Origin of the sequence: Kribbella aluminosa, assembly GCF_017876295.1 — a bacterium.
GTDB classification, from domain to species: domain Bacteria; phylum Actinomycetota; class Actinomycetes; order Propionibacteriales; family Kribbellaceae; genus Kribbella; species Kribbella aluminosa.
On record NZ_JAGINT010000001.1, the window covers coordinates 3,418,824 to 3,442,102 of the forward strand.

At 70.5% G+C, this 23,279-nt stretch carries 23 protein-coding genes and 1 pseudogene; 13 read left to right on the top strand and 11 right to left on the bottom strand.

Annotated features, from left to right (window positions below; translation table 11 throughout):
• Positions 1 to 621, top strand: a complete 621-nt coding sequence (locus JOF29_RS16355) for an HAD family hydrolase (protein WP_209695043.1) — start codon at positions 1 to 3, stop codon at positions 619 to 621.
• 4 nt (positions 622 to 625) lie between these two features.
• The gene (locus JOF29_RS16360; protein ID WP_209695044.1) at positions 626 to 1,168 is read left to right on the top strand and encodes a DUF1707 SHOCT-like domain-containing protein; all 543 of its coding nucleotides are present in this window, start codon (positions 626 to 628) and stop codon (positions 1,166 to 1,168) included.
• Here the strand turns inward: JOF29_RS16360 and JOF29_RS16365 are convergent.
• Together JOF29_RS16365 and JOF29_RS45335 are read right to left on the bottom strand one after the other, a co-directional pair.
• On the bottom strand, positions 1,165 to 2,280 hold the full coding sequence (locus JOF29_RS16365; RefSeq protein ID WP_245357618.1) for a hypothetical protein: 1,116 nt from the start codon (positions 2,278 to 2,280) through the stop codon (positions 1,165 to 1,167). The two genes, JOF29_RS16360 and JOF29_RS16365, sit on opposite strands and share 4 nt — an antisense overlap.
• Positions 2,281 to 3,459: a C39 family peptidase gene (locus JOF29_RS45335; protein WP_307863388.1), complete on the bottom strand. Its 1,179-nt coding sequence runs from the start codon at positions 3,457 to 3,459 to the stop codon at positions 2,281 to 2,283.
• A gap of 166 nt (positions 3,460 to 3,625) precedes the next feature.
• Between JOF29_RS45335 and JOF29_RS44525 the strand changes: the two genes are divergently transcribed.
• From JOF29_RS44525 to JOF29_RS16390, 5 genes are all read left to right on the top strand, one after another.
• Positions 3,626 to 3,754 carry a hypothetical protein gene (locus JOF29_RS44525; RefSeq protein WP_281067242.1) on the top strand — a complete coding sequence of 43 codons (129 nt, stop codon included), beginning with the start codon at positions 3,626 to 3,628 and terminating at the stop codon, positions 3,752 to 3,754.
• Positions 3,755 to 4,155: 401 nt separating this feature from the next.
• Complete coding sequence (gene def, locus JOF29_RS16375; protein WP_209695046.1) at positions 4,156 to 4,704, top strand: peptide deformylase; 549 nt, start codon at positions 4,156 to 4,158, stop codon at positions 4,702 to 4,704.
• Positions 4,701 to 5,633: a methionyl-tRNA formyltransferase gene (gene fmt / locus JOF29_RS16380; RefSeq protein ID WP_209695047.1), complete on the top strand. Its 933-nt coding sequence runs from the start codon at positions 4,701 to 4,703 to the stop codon at positions 5,631 to 5,633. The genes def and fmt overlap by 4 nt, the downstream gene beginning before the upstream one ends.
• A complete protein-coding gene (locus JOF29_RS16385; protein ID WP_209695048.1) occupies positions 5,630 to 7,153 on the top strand; it encodes an RsmB/NOP family class I SAM-dependent RNA methyltransferase in 1,524 nt (507 codons plus the stop codon). The genes fmt and JOF29_RS16385 overlap by 4 nt, the downstream gene beginning before the upstream one ends.
• A gap of 48 nt (positions 7,154 to 7,201) precedes the next feature.
• Positions 7,202 to 8,194 carry a DMT family transporter gene (locus tag JOF29_RS16390; protein ID WP_209695049.1) on the top strand — a complete coding sequence of 331 codons (993 nt, stop codon included), beginning with the start codon at positions 7,202 to 7,204 and terminating at the stop codon, positions 8,192 to 8,194.
• 677 nt (positions 8,195 to 8,871) lie between these two features.
• On the opposite strand, the gene JOF29_RS16395 is transcribed toward JOF29_RS16390, so the two are convergent.
• Positions 8,872 to 9,831 (bottom strand): DMT family transporter, encoded by a 960-nt coding sequence (locus tag JOF29_RS16395; RefSeq protein WP_307863390.1) that lies wholly within the window; start codon positions 9,829 to 9,831, stop codon positions 8,872 to 8,874.
• Positions 9,832 to 9,940: 109 nt separating this feature from the next.
• Between JOF29_RS16395 and JOF29_RS16400 the strand changes: the two genes are divergently transcribed.
• From JOF29_RS16400 to JOF29_RS16415, 4 genes are read left to right on the top strand one after another with little or no spacing between them, the layout of a single operon-like run.
• Complete coding sequence (locus JOF29_RS16400; RefSeq protein WP_209695051.1) at positions 9,941 to 11,137, top strand: cysteine desulfurase-like protein; 1,197 nt, start codon at positions 9,941 to 9,943, stop codon at positions 11,135 to 11,137.
• Between the two features lie 36 nt (positions 11,138 to 11,173).
• Positions 11,174 to 12,739 carry an alpha-amylase family protein gene (locus JOF29_RS16405; RefSeq protein WP_209695052.1) on the top strand — a complete coding sequence of 522 codons (1,566 nt, stop codon included), beginning with the start codon at positions 11,174 to 11,176 and terminating at the stop codon, positions 12,737 to 12,739.
• The gene (locus JOF29_RS16410; RefSeq protein WP_209695053.1) at positions 12,732 to 13,949 is read left to right on the top strand and encodes an ROK family transcriptional regulator; all 1,218 of its coding nucleotides are present in this window, start codon (positions 12,732 to 12,734) and stop codon (positions 13,947 to 13,949) included. The genes JOF29_RS16405 and JOF29_RS16410 overlap by 8 nt, the downstream gene beginning before the upstream one ends.
• A gap of 10 nt (positions 13,950 to 13,959) precedes the next feature.
• Positions 13,960 to 15,228, top strand: coding sequence for a glycoside hydrolase family 125 protein (locus JOF29_RS16415; protein ID WP_209695054.1), 1,269 nt, complete (start codon positions 13,960 to 13,962; stop codon positions 15,226 to 15,228).
• On the opposite strand, the gene JOF29_RS16420 is transcribed toward JOF29_RS16415, so the two are convergent.
• From JOF29_RS16420 to JOF29_RS16440, 6 genes and pseudogenes are all read right to left on the bottom strand, one after another.
• The gene (locus JOF29_RS16420) at positions 15,221 to 16,066 is read right to left on the bottom strand and encodes an ABC transporter permease (RefSeq protein WP_209695055.1); all 846 of its coding nucleotides are present in this window, start codon (positions 16,064 to 16,066) and stop codon (positions 15,221 to 15,223) included. The two genes, JOF29_RS16415 and JOF29_RS16420, sit on opposite strands and share 8 nt — an antisense overlap.
• Complete coding sequence (locus tag JOF29_RS43160; RefSeq protein WP_372446296.1) at positions 16,056 to 16,529, bottom strand: ATP-binding cassette domain-containing protein; 474 nt, start codon at positions 16,527 to 16,529, stop codon at positions 16,056 to 16,058. The genes JOF29_RS16420 and JOF29_RS43160 overlap by 11 nt, the downstream gene beginning before the upstream one ends.
• Before the next feature lie 73 nt (positions 16,530 to 16,602).
• A pseudogene (locus JOF29_RS45960) lies at positions 16,603 to 16,980 on the bottom strand (ATP-binding cassette domain-containing protein); the annotation flags it as partial.
• A 92-nt stretch (positions 16,981 to 17,072) separates the two neighbouring features.
• On the bottom strand, positions 17,073 to 17,738 hold the full coding sequence (locus JOF29_RS16430) for a response regulator (protein ID WP_209695056.1): 666 nt from the start codon (positions 17,736 to 17,738) through the stop codon (positions 17,073 to 17,075).
• A gap of 9 nt (positions 17,739 to 17,747) precedes the next feature.
• The gene (locus JOF29_RS16435; protein WP_209695057.1) at positions 17,748 to 18,392 is read right to left on the bottom strand and encodes a response regulator; all 645 of its coding nucleotides are present in this window, start codon (positions 18,390 to 18,392) and stop codon (positions 17,748 to 17,750) included.
• Complete coding sequence (locus JOF29_RS16440; protein WP_209695058.1) at positions 18,389 to 19,531, bottom strand: sensor histidine kinase; 1,143 nt, start codon at positions 19,529 to 19,531, stop codon at positions 18,389 to 18,391. The genes JOF29_RS16435 and JOF29_RS16440 overlap by 4 nt, the downstream gene beginning before the upstream one ends.
• 208 nt (positions 19,532 to 19,739) lie before the next feature.
• Here JOF29_RS16440 and JOF29_RS16445 point away from each other — a divergent pair, with 208 nt between their 5' ends.
• Positions 19,740 to 20,084: a DUF6069 family protein gene (locus JOF29_RS16445; RefSeq protein WP_209695059.1), complete on the top strand. Its 345-nt coding sequence runs from the start codon at positions 19,740 to 19,742 to the stop codon at positions 20,082 to 20,084.
• Here JOF29_RS16445 and JOF29_RS16450 read toward each other — a convergent pair.
• Positions 20,016 to 20,768, bottom strand: coding sequence for a FadR/GntR family transcriptional regulator (locus JOF29_RS16450; RefSeq protein ID WP_209695060.1), 753 nt, complete (start codon positions 20,766 to 20,768; stop codon positions 20,016 to 20,018). The two genes, JOF29_RS16445 and JOF29_RS16450, sit on opposite strands and share 69 nt — an antisense overlap.
• Positions 20,769 to 20,842: 74 nt before the next feature.
• Here JOF29_RS16450 and JOF29_RS16455 point away from each other — a divergent pair, with 74 nt between their 5' ends.
• Positions 20,843 to 22,054 (top strand): alpha-hydroxy acid oxidase, encoded by a 1,212-nt coding sequence (locus JOF29_RS16455; RefSeq protein ID WP_245357623.1) that lies wholly within the window; start codon positions 20,843 to 20,845, stop codon positions 22,052 to 22,054.
• A 28-nt stretch (positions 22,055 to 22,082) separates the two neighbouring features.
• On the opposite strand, the gene JOF29_RS16460 is transcribed toward JOF29_RS16455, so the two are convergent.
• Positions 22,083 to 23,216, bottom strand: a complete 1,134-nt coding sequence (locus JOF29_RS16460) for a sensor histidine kinase (protein WP_307863394.1) — start codon at positions 23,214 to 23,216, stop codon at positions 22,083 to 22,085.
• Positions 23,217 to 23,279 lie beyond the last annotated feature (63 nt).

Here is a 23,279-nt window from a genome sequence, read left to right on the forward strand (position 1 = left end):
ATGAGTGAGCGGACGGTGGACGTGGTCGTGTTCGACATCGGCGGGGTGCTGCTGGACTGGAGTCCGACGTACCTGTACGCCGACCTGATCCCGGACGAGGAGGCGCGCACGCACTTCCTGACCAAGGTCGCGACGCCGGCCTGGAACCACACGCTGGACGAGGGCCGGCCATGGGCCGAGGCAGTCGCGGAGCTGTCGAGTCTGCACCCGGAGCACGCGGAGTGGATCGAGGCGTACGACACCGGCTGGTTGCGGATGGTGAAGGGCGTGTTCGAGGACACCGCCGCGGTACTCACGGAGCTCCAGCGCGCCGGCGTCCCGACGTACGCGCTGACCAACTTCTCCGGTGAGAAGTGGGAGGTGGCGAAGGAGGCCTTCCCGGTCCTCACGCACTTCGACGGCGAGGTGGTGTCCGGCGTCGAGCAGACCGTGAAGCCGGACGAGAAGATCTACCGGATCCTGATCGAGCGCTTCGGGCTGGACCCGGCGCGGACGTTCTACACCGACGACATGGCGTACAACGTCGACGGGGCACGAGCGGTCGGCCTGGACGCCGAGGTCTTCACCGGCGCCGCGAACCTGCGCGCCCAGCTCCGTGACCGCGGGCTCGCACTACAGTGATCCAGTGACCTCCGTCCCGGAAGACCGCTCGCCCGCGATCGGCGACGTCGACCGTAATGCCGCCCTCGAACGGGTGCAGTCGGCGTACACCGGCGGTTACCTCACGCACGAGGAAATGGAGCAGCAACTCGAGCGGGTGCTGTCCGCGCGGACCCGCCTGGATCTCGAGGTCGCTGTCGCCGCGCTCCCGGCCGTGCAGTCGGGGAGTACGTCGACGATCAACGCGGCGTCCGGCCGGATCGTCCGGCGCGGCGGCTGGCAGCTGCCGCGGTACCTGAAGGTCGTGTCGATGTACGGGCGGGTCCGGCTCGACCTGTCGCAGGCGCAGTTCGAGGACGGCGCGGTCGACATCGACCTGAACGTGATGCACGGCGGCGTCAAGATCACGCTGCCCCGGAACGCGGTCGTCGACTTCGACGGAGTGCACACCGAGTGGAAGGACAGCCGCTACAAGCCCGCACGGAACTCCACCGGCAACGGTCCCCGGGTCCGGCTCACCGGCGTGATCGGCTTCGGCCGGCTGAAGATCCGGCACGCGCGCCGCTAGAGAGCTGCCGAGATGGTTTCCGTGTACGTCGGGCTGGTCGCGAGGTACGCCGCCTCGACGTAGATCGTGCTGTCCTGACAGGTCATCGGAGTGAGCGCGACGCCGGGTTTCCCGGCGTACACGGTCTGCGGTTTCGGGAGGCCGGGGCGCCAGCGGTTGATCTGGTAGGTGTCCTCGCCGGCGCTGGTGACCGTCCGGGTCTCCCAGAGGATCCAGTTGCTGCAGGCAAGGATCGTGTCGGTGACGACGGTGCCGAGCGAACGGGCGGGGGAGTCGCCGGACTCCCGGACGTACGCCTTGCTCTGGTACTGGTCCGGGTCGGCGGCGCCGACCTCCGACCAGACCGTCGCGCCGTGGAGGGTGGCGCCGCTCCACTGGATGCAGTTCGTTGCCGCGGGCACCGGTTCGGGGAGGCCGCCGGTCAGTGCTGCGGTCAGGACGCGCTTGCAGCGGCGGGCGGTCTCCGGGGCGACGATCTCGCTGAACGTCACGGTGTCCGCGGACACGACCGGATCGGCGACGTACCCGGGCGCCGCGACGCAGGTGACGGTGCGGGACTTCAGCGTCGCGAGGTCGGCGACGATCAGGCAGGAGCGGTTCTTCGCGTCGGTGGAGCTGTACGCGAACGTTCCGTCGTACGCGCCGATCTCCGGCTCGGACACCGGCGGGATCGCGGGCGTCGTCGCCTTGCCGGTGGTCAGGTCGTAGCGCAGCACCTTGATCTGCGGGTCCGGGCCGTCGGAGCGGATGTCCTCGATCAGCGCCCAGTGGTCGTCGATCACGACGGGAGACTGGGCGACGAAACCCGCTGCGGGGACGTGCCGGACGACGACCTTCTTGGTGCCGCGGTCGGCGATGGTCGTCGTACCGGGCTCGTCGCTGCCGCGGGTGACGACGTAGGTGCGTTGCTGGGTGACGAGATGCTGGCCGTCGACCGGTTGCCGTAGGACGTTCGCCCAGGCCGGCAACGCCGTACCGCTGTCCGTCGGCCGTCCTGGTTTGGACGGGGCCGGGGTCGACGGTGCTGGCGTTGGGGTGCTGTCCGGTTTGGTGCTGGAGCAGCCGGCCAGTAGGAGGACGAGGGTGCCTACGGCAACGGTACGACGACGCATCTACAGCCCGAGGTTCTGGAAGGAGTTGGCCAGGGTCGCGTTGAACAGGGCGCTCGCGGGGATGTTCCTCGGGCCGTCGGTGACGTTGCCGCGGCTGTTGAAACGGCGCTCGTTGAAGACCTCGAAGATCGCGATCGTGCCGTTCTTCTTGTCGTAGCCGCGGCCGACCTGATAGTGCCCGCTGTGGTTGAAGGCGAGGTACGGGAAGTACCGCTTGAGCAGTTGCACGTGCTCGATCACCGGGGCCTTGTAGACGCCGAGGTGCTTCTGGTGGACGGCGAAGAAGGTCTGCGTGTTCCAGGTGGAGACGCTCTGCACGATGTAGCTGCCGGCGGTCTTGGGCCAGCCGGTCTTCAGGTTCGTCTGCTGCACCATCGCGGAGATCGCCGTACCGCCGGTGGTCGACCCGAGATCCTTCGCCCAGGACGCCTGCGTGTCCTTCTGGTTGTCATCCGCCCAGTCGATCGACTGGAAGGTGGCCGGACCGCACCAGTACCCCTTCTCCTGGGAGGTCTGATACCCCTTCATGATGTACGCCGAAGCCGGCACAACCACCGGCGCCGCCGGAGTAGTAGGCACCGGCGTAGACGTCCCCACCGTAGGAACCGTCCGCGTCGGAGTACTCGTCGACCCGCCAGTGGGCGTCCCCGTCGGCGTGCTGCCCGGGGGAGCCGTCAGCGCAGTCGCCGGCGTGGGTGTCGCCTCACCTGTCGCCCCGTCGGTCGGCTGCGGGGAGCCCGCGTCGCTCGGCTGGGCCGACGTACTCGCCGTTGGTTGTGGGTTGGTGATGGGGTTCGGGTGCGGGGTGTTGGACGCGGCCAGTTCGCGGAGGTCGCGGGCTTTGTCGCGGCCGTTCCAGGCGGCTTGCATCTCGTCGAGCTCGGCGGTGACGCGCTGGCTCTTCGGGAGGGCGGCGCGCTGCGCGACGAACGCGGCCGGCGTCAGGTCACCCGTGGCGATGTCCTGCTCGGCGCTCGCCTCGTCCGCGGCGCGCAGGCTCGGCTGCTCTATCAGCGCATGCCGCTGGGCGCCGGTCGGCACCTTGCTCACGAACCCGAGCCCGAGACAGTAGTTCTCGGTCTCGAGCTTGAAGCACCTCAGCATCGACGAAGCCTGCGCCGACACGTCCGCCGACCGCAGCTGAACATCACCAGGCGACGTCTCACTGACCTCCTTCACCACCTCACTCCACGACCGAGCCGCCGGCGGCTCGGTCGCCCCCGCAGTCGACTGACCGGCCGACGGCGTCCTCGTCGGGTACGCCGAAGGCTCCCCGGACTGGCCCGTGCTGGGCTCCCCGGACGGGCCGGTGCCCGGCTGACCGGAAGCGCCGGCGGTGGGCTCCGTGCCGGAGCCGCTGGTCGGTGCGGCACTTGCGGTGGGTGTCGTGCCGGAGCTGCTGGTCGGTGCGGCACTTGCGGTGGGTGTCGTACTGGGTGGTGTGGACCGGTGTTCCGGGTCGCGTGGCTGGTAGGCCTGGGCGGTGAGGGGTGCCTGGGCGAGCAGTGCACCCAGGAGGACCAGAGTTGCCCCCCGTGCTGCTGTGAGCATTGGGTCTCCCGAGCGGCGTGTGACGGCAGTGACTGTAGGTACGCCTGGGACCACAGTACGTGCTTGTGGCAACAAACGGGAGGCCCTCCCGCCGGGAATCCGTCCGGCGGGCCAACCTAGGCCCTGTCTGGCAATCCATCGCCTACTGCGGGGCACTCGGCACGGCACCTCGCCGCACGGGTGCAAAGGCCACGATGCTCCGCATCGAGACCTTCGCCCCCGCGCGCCGAGCTACCGCACCGAGCACCTCCTCGCTACGGCGATGGATTGCCAGACAGGGCCTAAACTGTTCCGGTCCCGGTCCATGAAGCGTGTGGAGAGTCTGTGTCGGTCCAACCCATCCGCCTGTTCGGCGACCCCGTGCTGATCACCAAGGCCGAGCCGGTCGTCGACTTCGATGCCGAGCTGCGCCGCCTGGTGGCGGACCTCACCGACACCATGCAGGACGCCCCGGGCTCCGGCCTGGCCGCGCCGCAGATCGGCGTCGGGCTGCGGGTCTTCACGTACCACGTCGAAGGCGAGCTGGGCCACCTGATCAACCCAGAACTCTCCCTCTCCCTCGAGGAACAGTTCGGCCCCGAAGGCTGCCTCTCGATCCCCGGCCTGACCTTCGACTGCCGCCGCGCGCAGTCGGTGATCGCCAAGGGCTTCAACATGTACGGCGACCCCGTGGTCATCGAGGGCTCCGACCTGCTGGCCCGCTGCATCCAGCACGAGACCGACCACCTCGACGGCGTCCTGTTCGTCGACCGCCTCGACCGCGAAACCCGCAAGGCCGCCATGAAGGCCATCCGCGAAGCCGAATGGTCCGGCCTCTCCGGCCCGCCACCGATCAAGGTTTCCCCCCACCCCACGAACGGATTCGGGCTGTGAGAGTCGTTTTCGCCGGTACGCCGGAGCCAGCTGTCACCGCGCTCGAGGCGATCGTTGCCAGTCGCCACGAGCTGGTCGGGGTCGTCACCCGGCCGGATGCGCCGGCCGGCCGGGGACGGAAGCTCGTCGCGTCGCCGGTCGCGCAGTACGCCGAGGAGCTCGGTGGGGTCGAGATCCTGAAGCCCGTGAAGCCGAGCGATCCGGAGTTCCTGGCGCGGCTGCGGGAGATCGCGCCGGACTGCTGCCCGGTGGTCGCGTACGGCGGGCTGTTGCCGCAGGCGGCGCTCGACATCCCGAAGCACGGCTGGATCAACCTGCACTTCTCGGTGCTGCCTGCCTGGCGTGGGGCGGCGCCGGTGCAGCACTCGATCATCTCCGGCGACGACGTGACCGGGGCGAGTACGTTCCGGATCGTGAAGGCGCTCGACGCCGGCCCGGTGTACGGCGTGCTCACCGAGCCGATCGGCCCGGAGGACACGGCCGGCGACTTGCTGCACCGGCTGGCGGTGTCGGGCGCGAAGCTTCTCGTGGACACGCTGGACGGGATCGAAGCCGGCGTACTGGAGGCACGTGAGCAGCCCGCCGAGGGGGTGACGCTGGCGCCGAAGATCACCGTCGAGGACGCCGAGCTGGATCTGAACGCACCGGCGCACCGGGTGGATCGGCTGGTGCGTGGGTGCAATCCCGCGCCGGGGGCATGGACGACGTTCCGCGGCGAGCGGCTGAAGGTGCTCGCGGTGCGGTTGACCGACGAGGAGCTGAAGCCGGGCGAGCTGCGGGCGACCAAGTCGAGCGTCCGCGTCGGGACCGGGAGTAAGGCGGTCGAGCTCGTCACGGTCCAGCCCCAGGGCAAGAAGCCGATGGCCGCGGCCGACTGGGCGCGCGGCATCCGCCTCACCGACGAGGACCGTCTGGGTACGTCCGCGTGAACGATCGTTCGCCACGGAACCGCGGTCCGCAGCGGGGCCCGGATCGGGTACGGCAGGTCGCGTACCGGGTGATCCGGCAGGTGACCGCTGAGGGCGGGTACGCGAACCTCGCGCTCAACAAGGCACTCCGCGAGGCGCGGCTGTCCGGGCGTGATGCCGCCTTCTGCACGGAGCTGGTCCACGGGACGCTGAGGTGGCAGGGCACGTACGACGCCTTCCTCGCGCGGAGCGTGTCGCGTCCGCTGGACGAGCTGGATCCGGAGCTGCTGGACATGCTGCGGCTCGGCAGTCATCAGCTGTTGAACATGCGGGTCGACTCGTACGCCGCGGTGTCGGAGATGGTCTCGCTTACTCGCTCGGAGCTCGGCCAGAAGCGCACCGGTCTCGTCAACGCCGTACTCCGCAAGATCAGCCAGCGCTCCCTGGACCAGTGGATCACCACCGTCGCTCCGCGATGGGAGGACGATCCGCTCGGTCACCTCGCCATCGCAGAAGCCCACCCCCGCTGGGTGATCGAGGCGTTCCAGCAAGCACTGACCCCGGCAAAGCCGGCCGACCGGGCAGGGCTGGGCGAGCCCGCGGGGTCGGCCGAGCGTGCAGTGCCGGGGGACCGGGCAGGCACGGAAGTTGTGTCGGGCGACCGGCCGGACGCGGGGCTGGGGGAGCCTGGGGCGTGGGGCGAGCAGTTGGCGGTGGGGTTGGAGGAGTTGCTGGTTGCGGATAACGAGCCGCCTCGGGTGACGCTGGTGGCTCGGCCTGGGCTGTCGGATGTGGATGAACTGGTGGCGGCAGGGGCTGTCGCGGCGCGCTGGTCGCCGTACGGTGCTGTGCTTGGTGGGGGTGGGGATCCGGGGCGGATCGGGGCAGTCGCGACGGGTCGAGCGGGAGTGCAGGACGAAGGGTCGCAGCTGGTGGCGATCGCGTTGGCGTCGGCGAAGGTCGACGGGGACGACGCGAACTGGCTGGATCTGTGTGCAGGCCCGGGCGGCAAGTCCGCATTGCTGGCGGCGCTCGTCAAGGACGGTCGGCTGACGGCGGTCGAGCCGCTCAAGCATCGAGCCGAGCTGGTGCGGCAGAACCTCCGCGCGATCCCGGGCGACCACAAGGTGCTCGTCGGCGACGGCACCAAGCCGACCTGGCCGGCCGGTTCGTTCGACCGCGTGCTGGCCGACGTACCGTGCAGCGGCCTCGGCGCCCTCCGCCGTCGCCCGGAAGCGCGCTGGCGCCGTACACCGCAGGACGTCGAGGAGCTCCGCCCGCTCCAGGAAGCACTCCTGGACTCGGCGATCACCTCGGTCCGCCCGGGCGGCGTCGTCGCGTACGTGACCTGCTCCCCGCACCCGGACGAAACCCGGGCCGTCGTCGACACGGTTCTCGCCGGGCGCGACGACGCGGCGCTCGAGGACGCCCGCGCGCTGTTCCCCGGCGTACCCGACCTCGGCGACGGTCCCGACGTACAGCTCTGGCCGCACCTGCACGGCACCGACGCCATGTACCTGGCGCTCGTCCGACGCTCATAGTCCGGACCTGCTGACAGGCGCTATAGCCCGAACGGTGATGATAGAGCCGTGACAACGACGGCCACCCGACCCGCACGCTCGACCCGGCAGCACCATCTCGTCGGGCTGACGTCCGCCTTCGGGATCGGGATGCTGGTCGCGGTCCAGTCCCGGATCAACGGGGAGCTCGGCGGCAAGCTGGGTGACGGGATCCCGGCGGCGCTGATCTCGTTCGGCACCGGTCTGCTGGTGCTGCTGATCGCGACGGCCGTGGTTCCTCCCGTACGGCGTGCGCTCGGCAATGTGTGGCGCGCGATCCGGACCCCGATGCGCGGGTACGGCGGTCTGCGCTGGTGGCAGTGCACGGGTGGTGTCGCGGGCGCGTTCCTGGTCGCGACGCAGTCGATCACCGTGTCCGTCATCGGCGTCGCGGTGTTCCTGGTGGCGGGTGTGGCCGGACAGGCGATCAGCAGTCTGGTCGTCGACCGCCTCGGGTTCGGTCCGGCCGGACCGCAACCGCTGACCACGCTGCGGATCGTCGGCGCCGCGATCGCGCTGGTCGCGGTAGCTCTCGCGGTCTCGGGGCAGTTGAGTCACCCCGGCGGGCTCCTGCTCGCGATCCTGCCTGCACTCGCCGGCGTCGGCACCGCCGTACAGCAGGCGATCAACGGCCGGGTCGCCCGCACCGCCTCGTCCGACGCGTACGGCGCCGTTGCCGCCGGCGTGGTCAACTTCCTCGTCGGCTTCACCGCGCTACTGGTGGTCTTCCTCGTCGACGTGGCGTTCCGTGGAGCGCCGAGGGGCCTGCCGAGCGAGCCCTGGCTGTACTTCGGCGGCATGTGCGGCGTGATCTTCATCAGCGCGGCCGCCGCCGTGGTCCGCGTGGTCGGCGTCTTCGTCCTCGGCCTCGGCACCATCGCGGGCCAGCTGATCGCCAGCCTGTTCATCGACATCCTCGCCCCGGTCGCCGACAAGCCGATCACCACCCCCGTCATCGCCGGCACCCTCCTCGCCCTCGCCGCCGTAGCAGTCGCCGCCGTCCCCAACCTCCGCCACGCGTAGGCCGCAGACCCCAACCACGGCCACCGACCGGAACGGGCGCGGTGCGGGGCCAAGGCCCCAACCTCCGCCACCCCACACCGCACCGACCCGGCCCCCGGCCCCGGCCCCCGGACCCGGCCCCCGGCCCCGGCCCCCGGCCCCGGCCCCCCGGCCCCGGCCCCTGGGCACCCGGCCCGGGCACCCGGCCCCTGGGCATCCGGCCCCGAGGCTTGGCCTCGGCCCAAAGCCGAGCCTCGGTCCGTTTGAGGTGTTAACCTCGCAGGCTGCCCGTTCGCTGTCTGCATGCGCTTGGTTAACGGGCGCGTTGCGGGGTTAACCCCTGAAATGGCCGGGCGGGCCGGGACTCCCGGGCACCCGGTCCCGGGCACCCGGTCCCCGCCATCCGGCCCGACGCTCGGGCGTCCAGCCCCGTGGCTTGGCCCAAAGCCGAGCCTCGGTCCGTTTGAGGGGCTAACCTCGCAGGTTGCCCGTTCGCTGTCTGCATGCGCTTGGTTAACGGGCACGTTGCGGGGTTAACCCCTGAAATGGCGGGGCGGGCCGGGGTGGACCTGGGCGGGGCGGGCCGGGGTGGGGCGGGGTGGGGGCGCGGCAGCGTGGCCGCGGGGCCGCGGGGCCGCGGGGCGAGGTGGCCGTGATGGGTGGCCGTGCCGGGCGATCCGCTGAGGAGCAGGGCCGGGTTACGCGGGGGCTTCGGCGGGGAGCGGTGGCTTGCGGCGGAGGTTGGTGACCAGGCCCTGGGAGACGGCGACGCCGGCCAGGACGATCAGGCCGCCGACCGGTTGGTACCAGGTGATGTGTTCGTGCAGGACGATCACGCCGACCAGGATCGAGAACACCGGCATCAGGTACGTGACCATCGACGAGCGGCTCGCGCCGATCAGCCGGATGTTGCGCATGTTGAGGACGAACGCGAGCCCGCTGCCCAGCGCACCGAGCGCGAGCACGCTCAGCACCACCTTCAACGACAGTGACCACGGCGCGGGCGGCGCCTGCCCGGTGACCAGCGGAGCGACCACCGCGAGCTGAATCGTTGCGCAGAGCAACAACGCCGTGGACAACGCCGTACCCGACACCGGCGTACCGGCCAGGAACCGTTTCTGGTAAGGGATCGCGAGCCCGTAGAAGACCGCGGCCAGCATGCACAGCCCCTGCCCGGCCAGGTCCGCGCCGCCCTGCACCCGCCAGGCCCCGAGCACCACGAGCACCCCGAGGAACCCGATCAGCAGCCCGAACCCGCGCTGCGCCGAGAACTTCTCGGTCCGGAAGATCAGTACCGCGATCGGCAGCACGATCAGCGGCGTGATGCCGTTCCAGATGCCGGCCAGCAGCGACGGGATCCGCTCCTCGCCGTACCCGAACAGCGTCCACGGGATCGCCGACCCGATCGCCCCGACCACGAACGAGTGCGCCCACAACCGCGGGTCCCGCGGCAGCGGCTCGCGTTTCACGGCCAGGATCGCCAGCAGTACGACGGAACCGGCCAGCACCCGGCCGAGCGCCAGGTAGAGCGGCGGCAACTCGCGGACGCCGACCGAGATGAAGAGGAAGCTGCACCCCCAGATGGCGGCCAGCGCCACCATGGTGGGGAGCCATGCCCTCGTCGGGGCTTGATCAGGACCACCGTCAGGAGTCGTCACCGTGCTCACTCCTGACATCCTGCACTACCGCGTCGACAGTTCGTGCATTTATATCCGTATTCGGGCAGCCGCTGGCGGCCGGTGTCAGGAGCGAGAGAGGATGACGCCCATGAGTGCCTTCGACGTGATCGCCGTCCGGAAACAGTTCCCAGCGCTCGAGGAGGGCGCCGCGCATTTCGACGGGCCGGGCGGTTCGCAGACCCCGCAACCGGTCGCCGACGCTGTCGCGAAGACCCTGACCTCGGCGCTCGCGAACCGCGGCCGGCTGACCCCCGCCGAGCGGCGCGCGGACGGGATCGTCGTCGGCGCCCGCGAGGCGATGGCCGACCTGCTCGGTACCACCGCGCAGGGGGTCGTTTTCGGCCGCAGCATGACCCAGCTGACGTACGACTTCTCCCGGACGCTCGCCAAGACCTGGACCGCCGGTGACGAGGTGATCGTCAGCCGCCTGGATCACGACGCGAACGTCCGCCCGTGGGTGCAGGCCGCCGAGGCCGCGGGTGCGACCATCAAGTGGCTCGGATTCGACCCGGAGACGTCCGAGCTCGACGACATCGGCCCGCTGCTCACCGACCGGACCCGGCTGGTCGCGGTCACCGCCGCCTCGAACCTCCTCGGCACCCGCCCCGACACCGAGCGGATCGCCGACCAGGTCCACGCGGCCGGCGCCCTGATCTACGTCGACGGCGTGCACCTGACCGCGCACGCGCCGATCGACGCGCGGTACGCCGACTTCTACGCCTGCTCGCCGTACAAGTTCTTCGGCCCGCACCTCGGCGTACTGACCGCCGCGGCCGGGCTCCTGGAGACGTTGGAGCCGGACAAGCTGCTGCCGTCGACGAACGTCGTACCGGAGCGGTTCGAGTTCGGGACGCTGCCGTACGAGTTGCTTGCCGGTACGACGGCCGCGGTCGACTTCATCGCCGGACTGGGCGGCTCCGGCAGCACCCGCCGCGAGCGGCTCGTCGACTCGCTCCGCCTGGTCGAGGAGCACGAGGACGCGCTCCGCGACGACCTCGAGGCCGGGCTCGCGGCGATCCCCGGTGTCACGCTGTACGGCCACGCCGCGAATCGCACGCCGACCCTGCTGTTCACCCTCGACGGCCACACCCCGGCGGAAGTCGCCGAGCACCTGGCGGCGGCGGGTGTGAACGCCCCGGCGGGTTCGTTCTACGCTTACGAGCCGGCCAAGCAGCTCGGCCTCGGCCCGGACGGCGCGGTCCGCGCCGGCCTCGCGCCGTACAACGACCAGTCCGACGTCGACCGCTTGATCGCCGCCTTGACCACCCTGAGAGGCACTAACTAAAGTCTCTGGGGAAATTAATCCGCCCGAGGGAGTCAGGTGAGAGAACCGAGCGCTGTTTTCGTCCAGGCGAACCCCTCGGACGGTTTCGTGGCACCGTCGCGCGGGGGTGCCGAGGTCAGCTGGAACGACGGCACCGTTGAGGTGACGGCGACGCGGATCTCCCGGGTGGCGCTGCGCTGGTCGGAGCGACTGCCGGCCGACGCGCTGATCCTCGGCGATGCGTGGGAACGCTCGTACGGGGAGCTGCAGTGGCGGCACCAGCAGCCCGAGCGGCTGCTGCCGTGGTACTTCCTGGTCCACTCGAGCGCAGGAACGTTCGGCATGGGGGTCGACGTACAGCCGAACGCGTTCTGCGCGTGGACGGTCGACGGCGACGGGTTCACGCTGTGGCTCGACCTGCGGAACGGCGGCGGCCCCGTTCACCTGGACGGTCGTACGCTGACAGCAGCGGTCGTGCGACGATTCGAGGACGCCGGCACACCCTGGCAGACGCTGAACGCAGCGGTCGCCTCCCTGAGCACCCGGCTACCGGCGCGACCTGAGCCCGCGCCGGTGGCCGGGCCTGTAGCTGGTCCTGTCGTTGGGGCCAACAACTGGTACTACGCGTACGGCGAGAACTTCGACGAGAAGGCGGTCCTCAAGGACGCGTCGACGATCGTCGAGCTCGCCGACGGGCACCCGGTGAAGCCGTTCAGCGTCGTCGACGACGGCTGGTACCCGGGCGGCGTCTGCTCCGGCGGCCCCTGGGACCGCGGTACGCCGGGCGTGTTCGACGACCTGGCCGGTACGGCGGCCGCGATCAAGGCGATCGGCGCCCGCCCGGGCCTGTGGTTCCGCCCGCTCCTGGTCCGCGAAGCCAGTGCGCTGGCGTCCAAAGGCCCGCACGACAAACCGGGCCGCGCGCTCGACCCGACGTACCCCGAGGTGCTCGACGGCATCGGCGCGGACCTGCGCCGGTTCAAGGACTGGGGCTTCGAGCTCGTGAAGCACGACTTCAGCACGTACGACGTGTTCGGCAACTTCGGCCCCGCGATGGGCTCGCGGCTGACCGACGACGGCTGGCAGTTCCACGACCCCACCCGGACCACCGCCGAGATCGTCCTCGACTTCTACCGCGGGGTCCGGTCCGCCGCGCCGGACCTGGTGGTGATCGGCTGCAACACCGTCGGCCATCTCGCCGCCGGGCTCGTCGACGTCCAGCGGATCGGTGACGACACCTCCGGCCGGGACTGGGAGCGGACCCGGAAGATGGGCGTGAACACGCTCGCGTTCCGGCTGCCGCAGCACAACCGGTTCTTCACCGTCGACGCCGACTGCGTCCCGTGTACGCCGCAGACGCCGTGGGAGCTGAACGCCCGCTACCTCGACCTGATCGCCCGCTCCGGTACGGCGCTGTTCCTGTCGATCGACCCGGCCGCCCGGACCGCCGGGATCGACCGCGCGCTCCGCGACGGCATCCGCCTCGCGCTCGACGGCGGTACGCCGGGTGGTATAGAGCCGACGGACTGGCTGACGAACACCACGCCCAACGAGTGGCGGGCCGGCGAGGACACGGTCCGGTACGGCTGGACGCAGCCGTGGGGTGCGGACCCGAATGGCTAGACGGGGGACGAACCTGGATCGCGTCGGGGGGTTCAACGACGCCGTCGTACTGGACGCGATCCGGCGCAGTGAACAACTCAGCCGGGTCGAGCTGGCCGAGGCCACCGGCCTGTCCGGGCAGGCGATCTCGAACATCGCCCGCCGGCTGCTCGACGCCGGCCTGGTCCGCGAGGCCGGCGTACTGCGCGGCGCCGGGCTCGGCAAACCGCGGACGCTGCTCGAACTCGAACCCACCGGCCGGTACGCCGTCGGCGTGCACCTGGACCCGTCCGTCGTCACCGTCGTATTGCTGGACCTGACCGGCGAGGTGGTCGCGCGCCGGCCGGTCGACCAGTACGCCGACGACCCGGACCTGCTGATCGACGGCATCGCGAAGACGATCGAGGAAGTGATCGCCGAGTCCGGCGCGGTCCGCGACCGGGTTACCGGCGTGGGGATCGCCGCGCCCGGTCCGATCGACGTCGAGCGCGGCGTGGTCGTCGATCCGCCGAACCTGTCGGCCTGGCACCTCGTCCCGCTGTGCGACCAGTTGCAGGAGCGTACGGGCCTCCCGGTCGTCCTGGACAAGGACGTGACCGCCGCCGCGGCCGCGGAGAAGTGGGCCGGGCAAGGGGGCAGCTTCGTGTTCTTCTACCTCGGTACGGGCGTCGGCGCCGGACTGGTGATCGGCGACGAGGTGGTGCGCGGCTCGTCCAGCAACGTCGGCGAGATCGGCCACGTGATCGTCGACCCGGACGGCCCGGTCTGCTACTGCGGCCGCCGCGGTTGCGTCGGCGAGGCCAGCCAGCCGCGCTACCTGGTGCAGCAGGCGGTCCGGGCCGGAGTACTTGCCGACGGCATCGACCTCGACGACCGCCCGGCCGTCGAGGAGGCGTTCGCCCGGCTCTGCGCGCTCGCCGCGGACGGATCCACCGGGGCGCGGCAGATCGTCGTACAGTTGGCCGTCCGGATCGCCAAGGTGGTCGAGGACGTCGCGAACCTGCTCGACCTGGACCGCGTCGTGTTCGGCGGTCCGCACTGGGAACACCTCGCTCCGGTCCTGAACGACGCCGTCCGCGCGGCGCTGGACGGCCGGTTCCTGCTGCAGGCGGTGCACCCGTTCGAGGTCACCGGGACCGCGCTCGGCACCGATGTCGGCGCGATCGGCGCCGCGAGCCTGGTCCTGGACCGGACCTTCTCGCCCAACCCCGCCCTCGTCGTTGAAAGGTAGATGTGTGTTGATGATCGACTCCGAGGTCCTCGCCCGGGCCGTTGCGGCCGTTCAGCAGGCCTGCGGTGACGAGGTGATCGCGGAGATGTTCCGGCGCTCGATGGCCGAGAACCTGCCCGCGGTCGCCGAGCGGCTGCCGGACGGGACCACGTTCGTGCTCACCGGCGACATCCCGGCGATGTGGCTGCGGGACTCCGCCGCCCAGCTCCGTCCGTACCTGCTGGTGTGCAGGGACGACCCGGGCCTGCAGGACGTACTGATCGGCGTCCTGCACCGGCAGCTGGAGTACGTCGTACTGGACCCGTACGCGAACGCCTTCAACAAGTCGGCGAACGGCGCGGGGCACGTCACGGACGAGACCGAGATGGCGCCGTGGGTGTGGGAGCGCAAGTACGAGATCGACTCGCTGTGCTTCCCGCTCGACCTGGCGTACCGGCTGTGGCGGATCACCGGTCGCGCCGACGTGATCGACCACCGGTTCCGGGCTGCGGCCGAGGCGATCGTGGACCTGTGGACGGTGGAGCAGGACCACGAGGCGCGGTCGCCGTACCGCTTCCAGCGTCACGACGAGCGCGACTCGGACACGCTGGTCCGGGAAGGCCGCGGGCGGCTGACCCGGCCGACCGGGATGTCGTGGAGCGCGTTCCGGCCGAGCGACGACGCGACCGAGCTGGGCTTCAACGTGCCCGGCAACATGTTCGCGTCCGTGGTGCTCGGGTACCTCCAGGAGATCGCCACCGAGGTACTGCGGGACGAGCCGCTGGCCGACCGTGCCAAGACGTTGAAGGCCGAGATCGACGAGGGCATCACGCAGTACGGGACGATCGACCACCCGGTGCACGGCCGGGTGTACGCGTACGAGGTGGACGGGCTGGGGGAGTCGTTGCTGATGGACGACGCGAACATGCCGAGCCTGCTGTCGATCCCGCTGACCGGGTACGCCGCCGCGGACGACCCGACGTACCTCGCGACCCGGTCGCTGCTGCTCAGCCCGGACAACCCGTACTACTACAGCGGTACGGCGGCCGCCGGGATCGGCAGCCCGCACACGCCGCCGCGGTACATCTGGCACATCGCCCTTGCCGTGCAGGGGATCTCGAGTACGTCGGCGGACGAGCGGCAGCGGCTGCTCGAACTCCTCCGGGACACCACCGGCGGCACCGGGCAGATGCACGAGGGCTTCGACGTCGACGACCCGCACAAGTTCACCCGCGAGTGGTTCTCCTGGGCGAACGCGATGTTCTGCGAGCTCGCCCTGGTGCACGCCGGGATCAGGTGACGTCCCGGCGGCGCACGGTCCAGCCGGCGAGTACGGCGAACACCAGGCAGTAGCCGAGCAACGTCAGCAGGGCCCGTCCGCCGCCGACCGCGTCCCGTACTCCGGGCGGCGCGTCGGCGGCGGCCATTCCGGTGACGCTGAACACGAGCGAGCCGGCGTTCGTCCCCGGCAACAGATTGGCGAGCCACCTCAGGCTCGGCAGCAAACTGCTCACCACGCCGGCCAGCAGCGTCTCGATCCCGAGGATCCACACCACGCCCAGCCCGATCGGCAGCGCAACGTTGCGGAAGGCAACGGCCAGGACGGCGCCGGCCAGGCACCACGTCATCAGCACCAGCCAGCCGCCGGCCAGGCCCTTGACCAGGCCGACGATGCCCGGCCAGTTCATGGCACCGTTCTCCGCGGCCGCGATACCGACGCTGCACAGGGCACAGGCGGCGAAGATCCCCAGCACCCAGAGCGCGATCATCGTGCCGAGGGCGAGGAACTGCGCGGCCAGGATCGTCAGCCGTTGTGGGCGCTGGGTCAGGATCGTCTTCAGCGTTCCCCAGGTGTACTCGCCGCCGATCACGATCGCGCCGAGCACCAGCGCGAGCGCACCGGCGAAGATCGGGTAGCCGCCGATCGTGTTGTCGACGACGCGTTCCGGCAGCATCCCGCGGAGCACCTGAGCGCGCGGTATGCCGGTCGTACCCGGGGTGTCGTCGCCGGTCACGTACGCGACGTAGGGGAGCAGGTAGCCGAAGATCAGGCTCAGCACCAGGCCGGCGCCGAACAGCACCCAGACGGCGGATCGCTTGCGGAGCTTGAGGATCTCCGCGCGGTAGCTACCTCGCACCGGACTGCTCCTCGCCGGTGGACAGCTCGGTTGTCAGCTCGGTCGTGAGCTCGAAGAAGATGTCCTCGAGGGCGCGTTCGGTGGTGTGCAGCTCGGAGACCTCGACACCGGCCTCGACGAGCGTCCGGTTCACCTCGGCGGCGCGTCGCGGATCGACCTGCAGCCGGAGCGTGTCGTCGTACTGATGGACCGTTCCGAAGCCCGCCAGCAGGGTCTTCGCCTGGTCCTTCGGGGCGGCGCGGACGACGAGTTCCTGTTCGCGGCGGAGTTCCTCGACGTTGTGCTCGGCAACCATCCGGCCGGCGTTGATGATGCCGACCCGGTCACAGATCTGCTGCACCTCGCCGAGCAGATGGGTGGACAGCAGGACGGTCCGCCCGCCGGAACCGAGCTCGCGGATCAGCCGCCGCATGTCGCGCACCCCGGCCGGGTCGAGGCCGTTCGTCGGCTCGTCGAGGATCACCAGCTCCGGGTCCTTCAGCAGCGCGGGCCGCGACGCCCAGACGCTGCTTCATGCCGAGCGAGTACGTCGAGAACCGGTCCGCGGCGCGATCGGTGAGGTCGACGAGCCCGAGTACCTCGTCGATCCGCTGCCGCTCGACGCCGCCGTACTCCGCGAGCAGCCGGAGGTTGTCGAGGCCGGACAGGTACGGGTAGAACGCGGGCGACTCGATCATCGACCCGGTCCGTCCCAGTACGTCGGCCGCACCCGGGCGCCCGCCCAGCACGCGAACGCTGCCGCTGGTCGGCGCGATCAGCCCGGTGAGGATCCGCAACGTCGTCGTCTTGCCCGCACCGTTCGGCCCGAGAAACCCGTACACCTCACCCGGCAGCACCGTCAGATCGACACCGTCAACCGCGAGAGTGTCGCCGTACCGCTTCGTCAGCCCACTGACCTCAACCAACGCATCCATACGACGAGAGTGCCGCTGCCGCCCGGCTCAGCGCGTCGCCTCGGGGGAGTGACCTCTCCTACCGCCCGCGGAGTAGTCCAGTGGGTCGAAGGTCAACCCAGCCAGCCGGGACGGACCAGGCCGGTCTGGTAGGCGACTACGACCAGTTGGGCGCGGTCGCGGACGGCGAGCTTGATCATCGCGCGGCTGACATGGGTCTTCGCGGTCGCCGGACTCAGCACCAGCCGCGCGGCGATCTCGTCGTTCGACAACCCCTCGCCGACCAGTGCGACGATCTCCCTCTCGCGTTCCGTGAGTACGTCGAGCTCCTTGCTGGCATGCGGCTGCCTGCTGCGGGACGCGAACTCGGCGACCAGACGTCGCGTGACGCCGGGGGAGAGGAGCGCGTCCCCGCGCGCGACCACCCGGACCGCGTGCAGCAGCTCGACCGGCTCGGTGTCCTTGACCAGGAACCCGCTCGCCCCGACCCGCAGCGCCTCGAACACGTACTCGTCCAGGTCGAACGTCGTCAGGATCACCACATGTACGTCGGCCAGCTCGGGGTCCGACCCGATCCGCCGGGTCGCCTCCAGCCCGTCGGTGCCGGGCATCCGGATGTCCATCAGGACCACGTCCGGCTTCTCCCGCCGCGCCACCACGACCGCTTCCGCGCCGTCCGCGACCTCGCCGACGACGGTGATGTCGTCCTCGGCGTTCAGCAACGACCGGAACCCGGCCCGCACCAACGCCTGATCATCCGCCAGCAGCACCCTGATCATGCGTGGAGCTTATGCGAGCCCCGCGTCGTGAGCGAGCAGGGCGACCTGGGTACGGTTGCCGAGTTCGAGCTTGGTGAGGATGTGCGAGATGTGCGCCTTCACGGTCGCGAGGCTCATGAACAGCTCGGTCGCGATCTGCGCGTTCGCCTTGCCCTGCGCGACCGCGAGCATCACGTCGTACTCCCGCGGCGACAGCCGCTCCAGCTTCCGCTGCGCGATCGTGTGCGCGTCGGCCTGCGTCGCGGCGCGGTCCATCAGCCGGCGGGTGATCGCGGGCGACAGGATCGGGTCCCCGGCCGCGACCCGGCGGACCGCCTCGACGATCTGGGCCGGGGGAGTGTCCTTCAGCAGGAACCCGCTGGCGCCGGCGCGGAGCGCGTGCAGCACGTTCTCGTCGGTGTCGAACGTGGTGAGCACCACGACCTCCGGCGGATTCGGCCGCGCCCGCAGCCGCCGGGTCGCGACGATCCCGTCCACCCGCGGCATCCGCAGGTCCATCAGCACGATGTCCGGGAAGTGCGCGTCGACCGCGGCCGGTACCTCGTCACCGTCCGCGGCCTGCGCGACGACCGAGATCCCGTTCGCGCCGTCGAGCATCATCTCCAGGCTGGCCCTGACCAACGCGTCGTCGTCCACCACCAGTACCCGGATCATGAAGGCCACGGTAGCGAGGCCTCGAGGCGGAACGCGCCACCGGGCTCCCTGCCGTGGTCGAGCGTGCCGCCCGCGAGCTGGACCCGCTCGGTCAGTCCGACCAGCCCGGTCCCGCTGCCCGGCACCAACGGCGTACCGTTCGACGCCGGGTTGGTCAGCTCGATCCGCAGCCCGTCGCCCGGGTGACCGGTGACCAGCACCTGCACCGGATGCCCGGCGGCGTGCTTGCGGGCGTTCGTCAGCCCTTCCTGGACGATCCGGTACGCCGTCCGCCCGGTTGCCGGCGGCAACGACGTCGAGTCCGCGACCCGGTCGTCGTAGGCGATCGTCGTACCGGCCTCACGCGACTCGTCCACCAGGGCACGCAGGTCACCGAACGTCGGTTGTGGACGCGCCTCGTACACATCGTCGTCCCGCAACACGTTGATCACCTCACGGAGCTCGTCGAGCGCCTGGCGGACGCCGGTACGGATCACACCGGCCGCCTTCGCCAGCTTCTCCGGTGAGGAGTCCGGGCGGTACTCGAGAGCGCCGGCGTACGTCGCCAGCAGCGACAGGCGATGCGCCAGTACGTCGTGCATCTCGCGGGCCATCTTCGTACGCTCCAGGGACCGCGCCTCCGCGACCCGGCGCCCCTGTTCGGCCTCGGCGCGGCGGGCGCGCTCCCGCAACGACTGCAGCAGTTGCTGGCGTGCCTGGGTGCCTTGGCCCCAGCCGAGCAGTGCGGCGTGGACGACGATGACGAGCACGGCGTACCAGAAGTACGGCAGCCCGTGGATCGGTTGCCAGAGGCCCTGGACGAGATGGCTTGCGGTGCCGACGGCCGCGACCAGGACCGACGTACGGAGCGGTTGGCGGAGCGCGACGTTCAACGTGCCGACGGTCGACGGCGGGGTCGCGGCGGGGGAGAACGCCGCGAGTACGGCGACAGCGATCGCCCCCGGCACCGGCCGCCGGAACGTCAACGGCATCAGCCCGACCGAGGCCATCCCGACCACGATGTCCAACGGCAGGAACTTCCGGTGCCCCGCATCCGGCAACCGCCCGACGATCGTCAGCGCCACCAGCACCGCGATCGCACCGACCGCCACCACCTCGACGTACCTCGGCGGCTTCCGCGGCACGCACAACTCATCCATGCCCTGAGCGTAAGCCGCCCCTCACATCCCCACCACCGACCAAAGTCGAACCTCCACAGACTCCCGACCGATGCCCGACCTCCACCCCCAGCACCAACCTGTACCCATGACCCCGTCACCCCTAGGAGCCCAGATGCAAACCACAACCGCATCCCTCGACCAACGCTCGCGTCCAGCCGCCGCTAGATCCGCGGTTGTTGGTATTGCAGTGGTCGCTGCCCTGGTCGACTGGATCCTGCTGGTCCCGCTCGGCGGCCTCACGCTGACTGCCCGCCAAGGTGGCGTTCAGCACATCGGTGCGCCCGCAGTAGTGATCTCCACCGCCGTGGTGAGCCTCCTCGGCTGGGCCTTGCTGGCGATCCTCGAACGCCGCACCCCGCGCGCCCGCACCAGCTGGACAGTGGTCGCGACCATCGTCTGCGTCACGTCCCTCGGCAGCCCGCTCGCCAACGGCATCGGGCTCGGGGCCAAGCTCGGCCTCGCCTCACTCCACCTCGTCGTCGGCGCGATCGTCATCCTCGGCCTCCGCCGTACCGCCGCCGAACGGTGCTAACTGCGCCGCCTGATAGAACCCCCGGATATGCGCGGCCACCAACTCGGCCGCGCGCTCCGGCTCGCCGGCCCGCACCGCCGCCAGGATCGCCCGATGCTCGGCCCGCAACCCGACCGCCGTCCCCTCCCAGTCGGGCAGATTCGGCACCGCGGCCAGCACATACCCATGGATCGCCGACCGCAACGACGCCATCACCGCCGCGATCAGTACATTCCCCGCCAGCCCGGACAACGCGACATGGAACTCGGCGTCGAGCAGATGGAACTCCTCCGGCGACAACCTGCCGTCGTCCATCCGGTCCAGCAGCTCCTCGGCAACCTTCAGCTCACCGGCCCGGAGCTCTCGCCCCGCCGCCTCCCGCGCCGCCCACGACTCCAGCAGCAGGCGCGTCTCGACGACGTCCCCCATCGGCAGGTGATTGGTTGCCAGGTGCAACCGCAGTACGGCGGTCAGTGGCGACACCGGCTCCGCCACGATCACCGTGCCCGCCTCCGGCCCGGACCCGGTCGCGGTCCGGACCACGCCCATCGCCTCCAGCACCCGGACCGCCTCGCGGACCGACGGCCGGCTGATCCCGAGCTGCTCCGCGAGCGCCCGCTCCCCGGGCAGCCGCCCCCCGATCCGCAGCCGCCCCGCCGCCAGGTCGGCCTCCACCCGGCGCAGAACCAGCTCGTAGTTCTTCATGTGGACGAGACTACCTGTGTGGTCGGACCACAGGGTAGGGTGTGGTCCGACCACAGATTCAGCCGGGAGTTGTGATGACCGATCGCCAGATGCCCAAATGGTCCGAGTTGAAGCCGCTGCTGCGGCCGAAGCCGATCACGGTGAACTCGACCGACCGGCGCCTGGAGAAGGCGCTGACGATCGCGGACCTGCGGGCGATCGCGAAACGCCGGACTCCGCGGTCGGTGTTCGACTACACCGACGGCGCCGCCGAGGCGGAGATCAGCCTGCGCCGGGCCCGCCGCCTGTTCGCCGAGATGGAGCTGCAGCCGTCGATCCTCCGCGACGTCTCCGAGATCGATCTCGGTACGTCGATCCTCGGCAAGCGGTCCGAGCTGCCGTTCGCGTTCGCGCCGACCGGGTTCACCCGGATGATGAACCACGAGGGCGAGAGCGCGGTCGTCAAGGTCGCGCAGGACATCGGCATCCCGTACGCGTTGTCCACGATGGGCACGACGTCGATCGAGGACGTCGCGGCCGCAGCCCCGGACGCCCGCAAGTGGTTCCAGCTGTACGTGTGGAAGGACCGCGACGCCGCCGAGGACCTGGTGAAGCGGTCGGCCGCCGCCGGGTTCGAGGCGCTGATGCTGACCGTGGACGTACCGGTGGCCGGCGCCCGGCTCCGCGACGTCCGCAACGGTTTCACGATCCCGCCTTCGCTGACCGCGAAGACCGTCCTGGACGCCTCGCTGCACCCGGCCTGGTGGGCGAACCTGCTGACCACGCGCCCGCTGACGTTCGCGTCGCTGTCCAGCTGGGACGGTACGGTCGCGGAGCTGCTGGACAAGCTGTTCGACCCGACGATGACGATCGACGACCTCAACTGGCTGCGTTCGATCTGGGACGGGCCGCTGATCGTGAAGGGCATCCAGACCGTGGAGGACGCCCGCCGGGTCGTCGACGCGGGCGCGGACGCCGTCGTACTGTCCAACCACGGCGGCCGCCAGCTGGACCGGGCGCCGACACCGCTGCGGATCCTTCCGGACGTCCGGAAGGCGATCGGCAGCGACGCGGAGATCTACCTGGACACGGGCATCATGTCCGGCGCGGACGTGGTCGCGGCGATCGCACTCGGCGCGGACGCCTGCCTGGTCGGTCGCGCGTACCTGTACGGCCTGATGGCCGGCGGCCAGCGCGGCGTCGCCCGCGCCGCGGAGATCCTCACCAAGGAGGTGCGCCGCACGATGGCGCTACTCGGCGTCTCGAGCGTCGCCGACCTGAACCCGTCCCACGTCAAGCTGCCCTGACCGGAGCAGCGGCTACGTCAGGCGAAACCTACAGCGGCAGGTTCGCGATGATGCGGAGTCCGCCGGCCGGGGTGCGGTTGGCGGTCAGGGTGCCGCCGAGGGCGGTGGCGCGTTCGCGCATGCCGGAGATGCCGTTGCCTTCCTTCGGCTGGGCGGTGAGGGATTCGCCGTTGTCGTCGACCTGCACCACGAGCGCCTGATCGCCGTACTGGATCCGGACCGTCGCCGACGTGGCCCTGGCGTGCCGTACGACGTTCGTCAGTGACTCCTGGATGATCCGGAACGCGGCACGGTCGAGGCCGGTCGGCAGCGGGCGGGGGTCGCCGTGGATGATCTTGTGCACCTCGAGCCCGGCGCGCGCCGTACGGCTGACGAGGTGGTCGAGATGATCGAGGCCGGTGACCGGTTGGCGTGGTGCGGACTCGTCGGACTGCCGCAGTACGCCGACGATCGAGCGGAGCTCCACCAGGGCTTCCTTGCTGGCGTCCTTGATCGCGGACAACGCGGGCGCGGCCTGCTCGGGCTGGCGGTCGACCAGGTGCAGGGCGGTGGAGGCCTGCACGTTGATCAGCGAGATGTGGTGCGCGACGACGTCGTGGAGCTCCTGCGCGATCCGGAGCCGTTCCTCGCCGGCGCGGCGCAGCTCCTCCTCCTGACGGGTCCGCGCAGCCGCCATCACGCGCTCGCGATGCGCGCGGAAGAGTTCGGCGAGGAACCCGAGTACGCAGAAGCAGGTGCCGACGAGCAGGACCTGGTAGATGCCGTCCTGGTTGAGTCCGAGGAGCATCCTGCCGCCGACATGGCCGACGTACAACGAGATCAGTCCGGCCCAGCCGGCTAATCGATGGCCCATGCGGATCGTGGTGAAGACCGCGATCACGAACGCGAAGACGACCGGCCCGTACGCGTACGCCATCAGCATGTAGACAAGGGTCGAGACGACCGTCGCCCACAGCACCGGAACCGGGCGGGTCCGGAGCCAGTACAGCGCGACCGATCCGATCAGGACCAGCACCACCATGAACCAGTCGGCCGCGCGCCGGCCTGTTTCCCCACGCGACGCGCCGAACGAGCCGCCGACCGCGACGAACGACACGACCAGCGGCAGCGCGACCCGGCGCACGCGTGCCCCGAAAGCCGGGACGTCGAGAGGTTCGGTCACACTACGAAACCGTAGACGGCCACCGGGGCGGGTGTCATCGTCGCCACGGAGTACTTCGGGCTG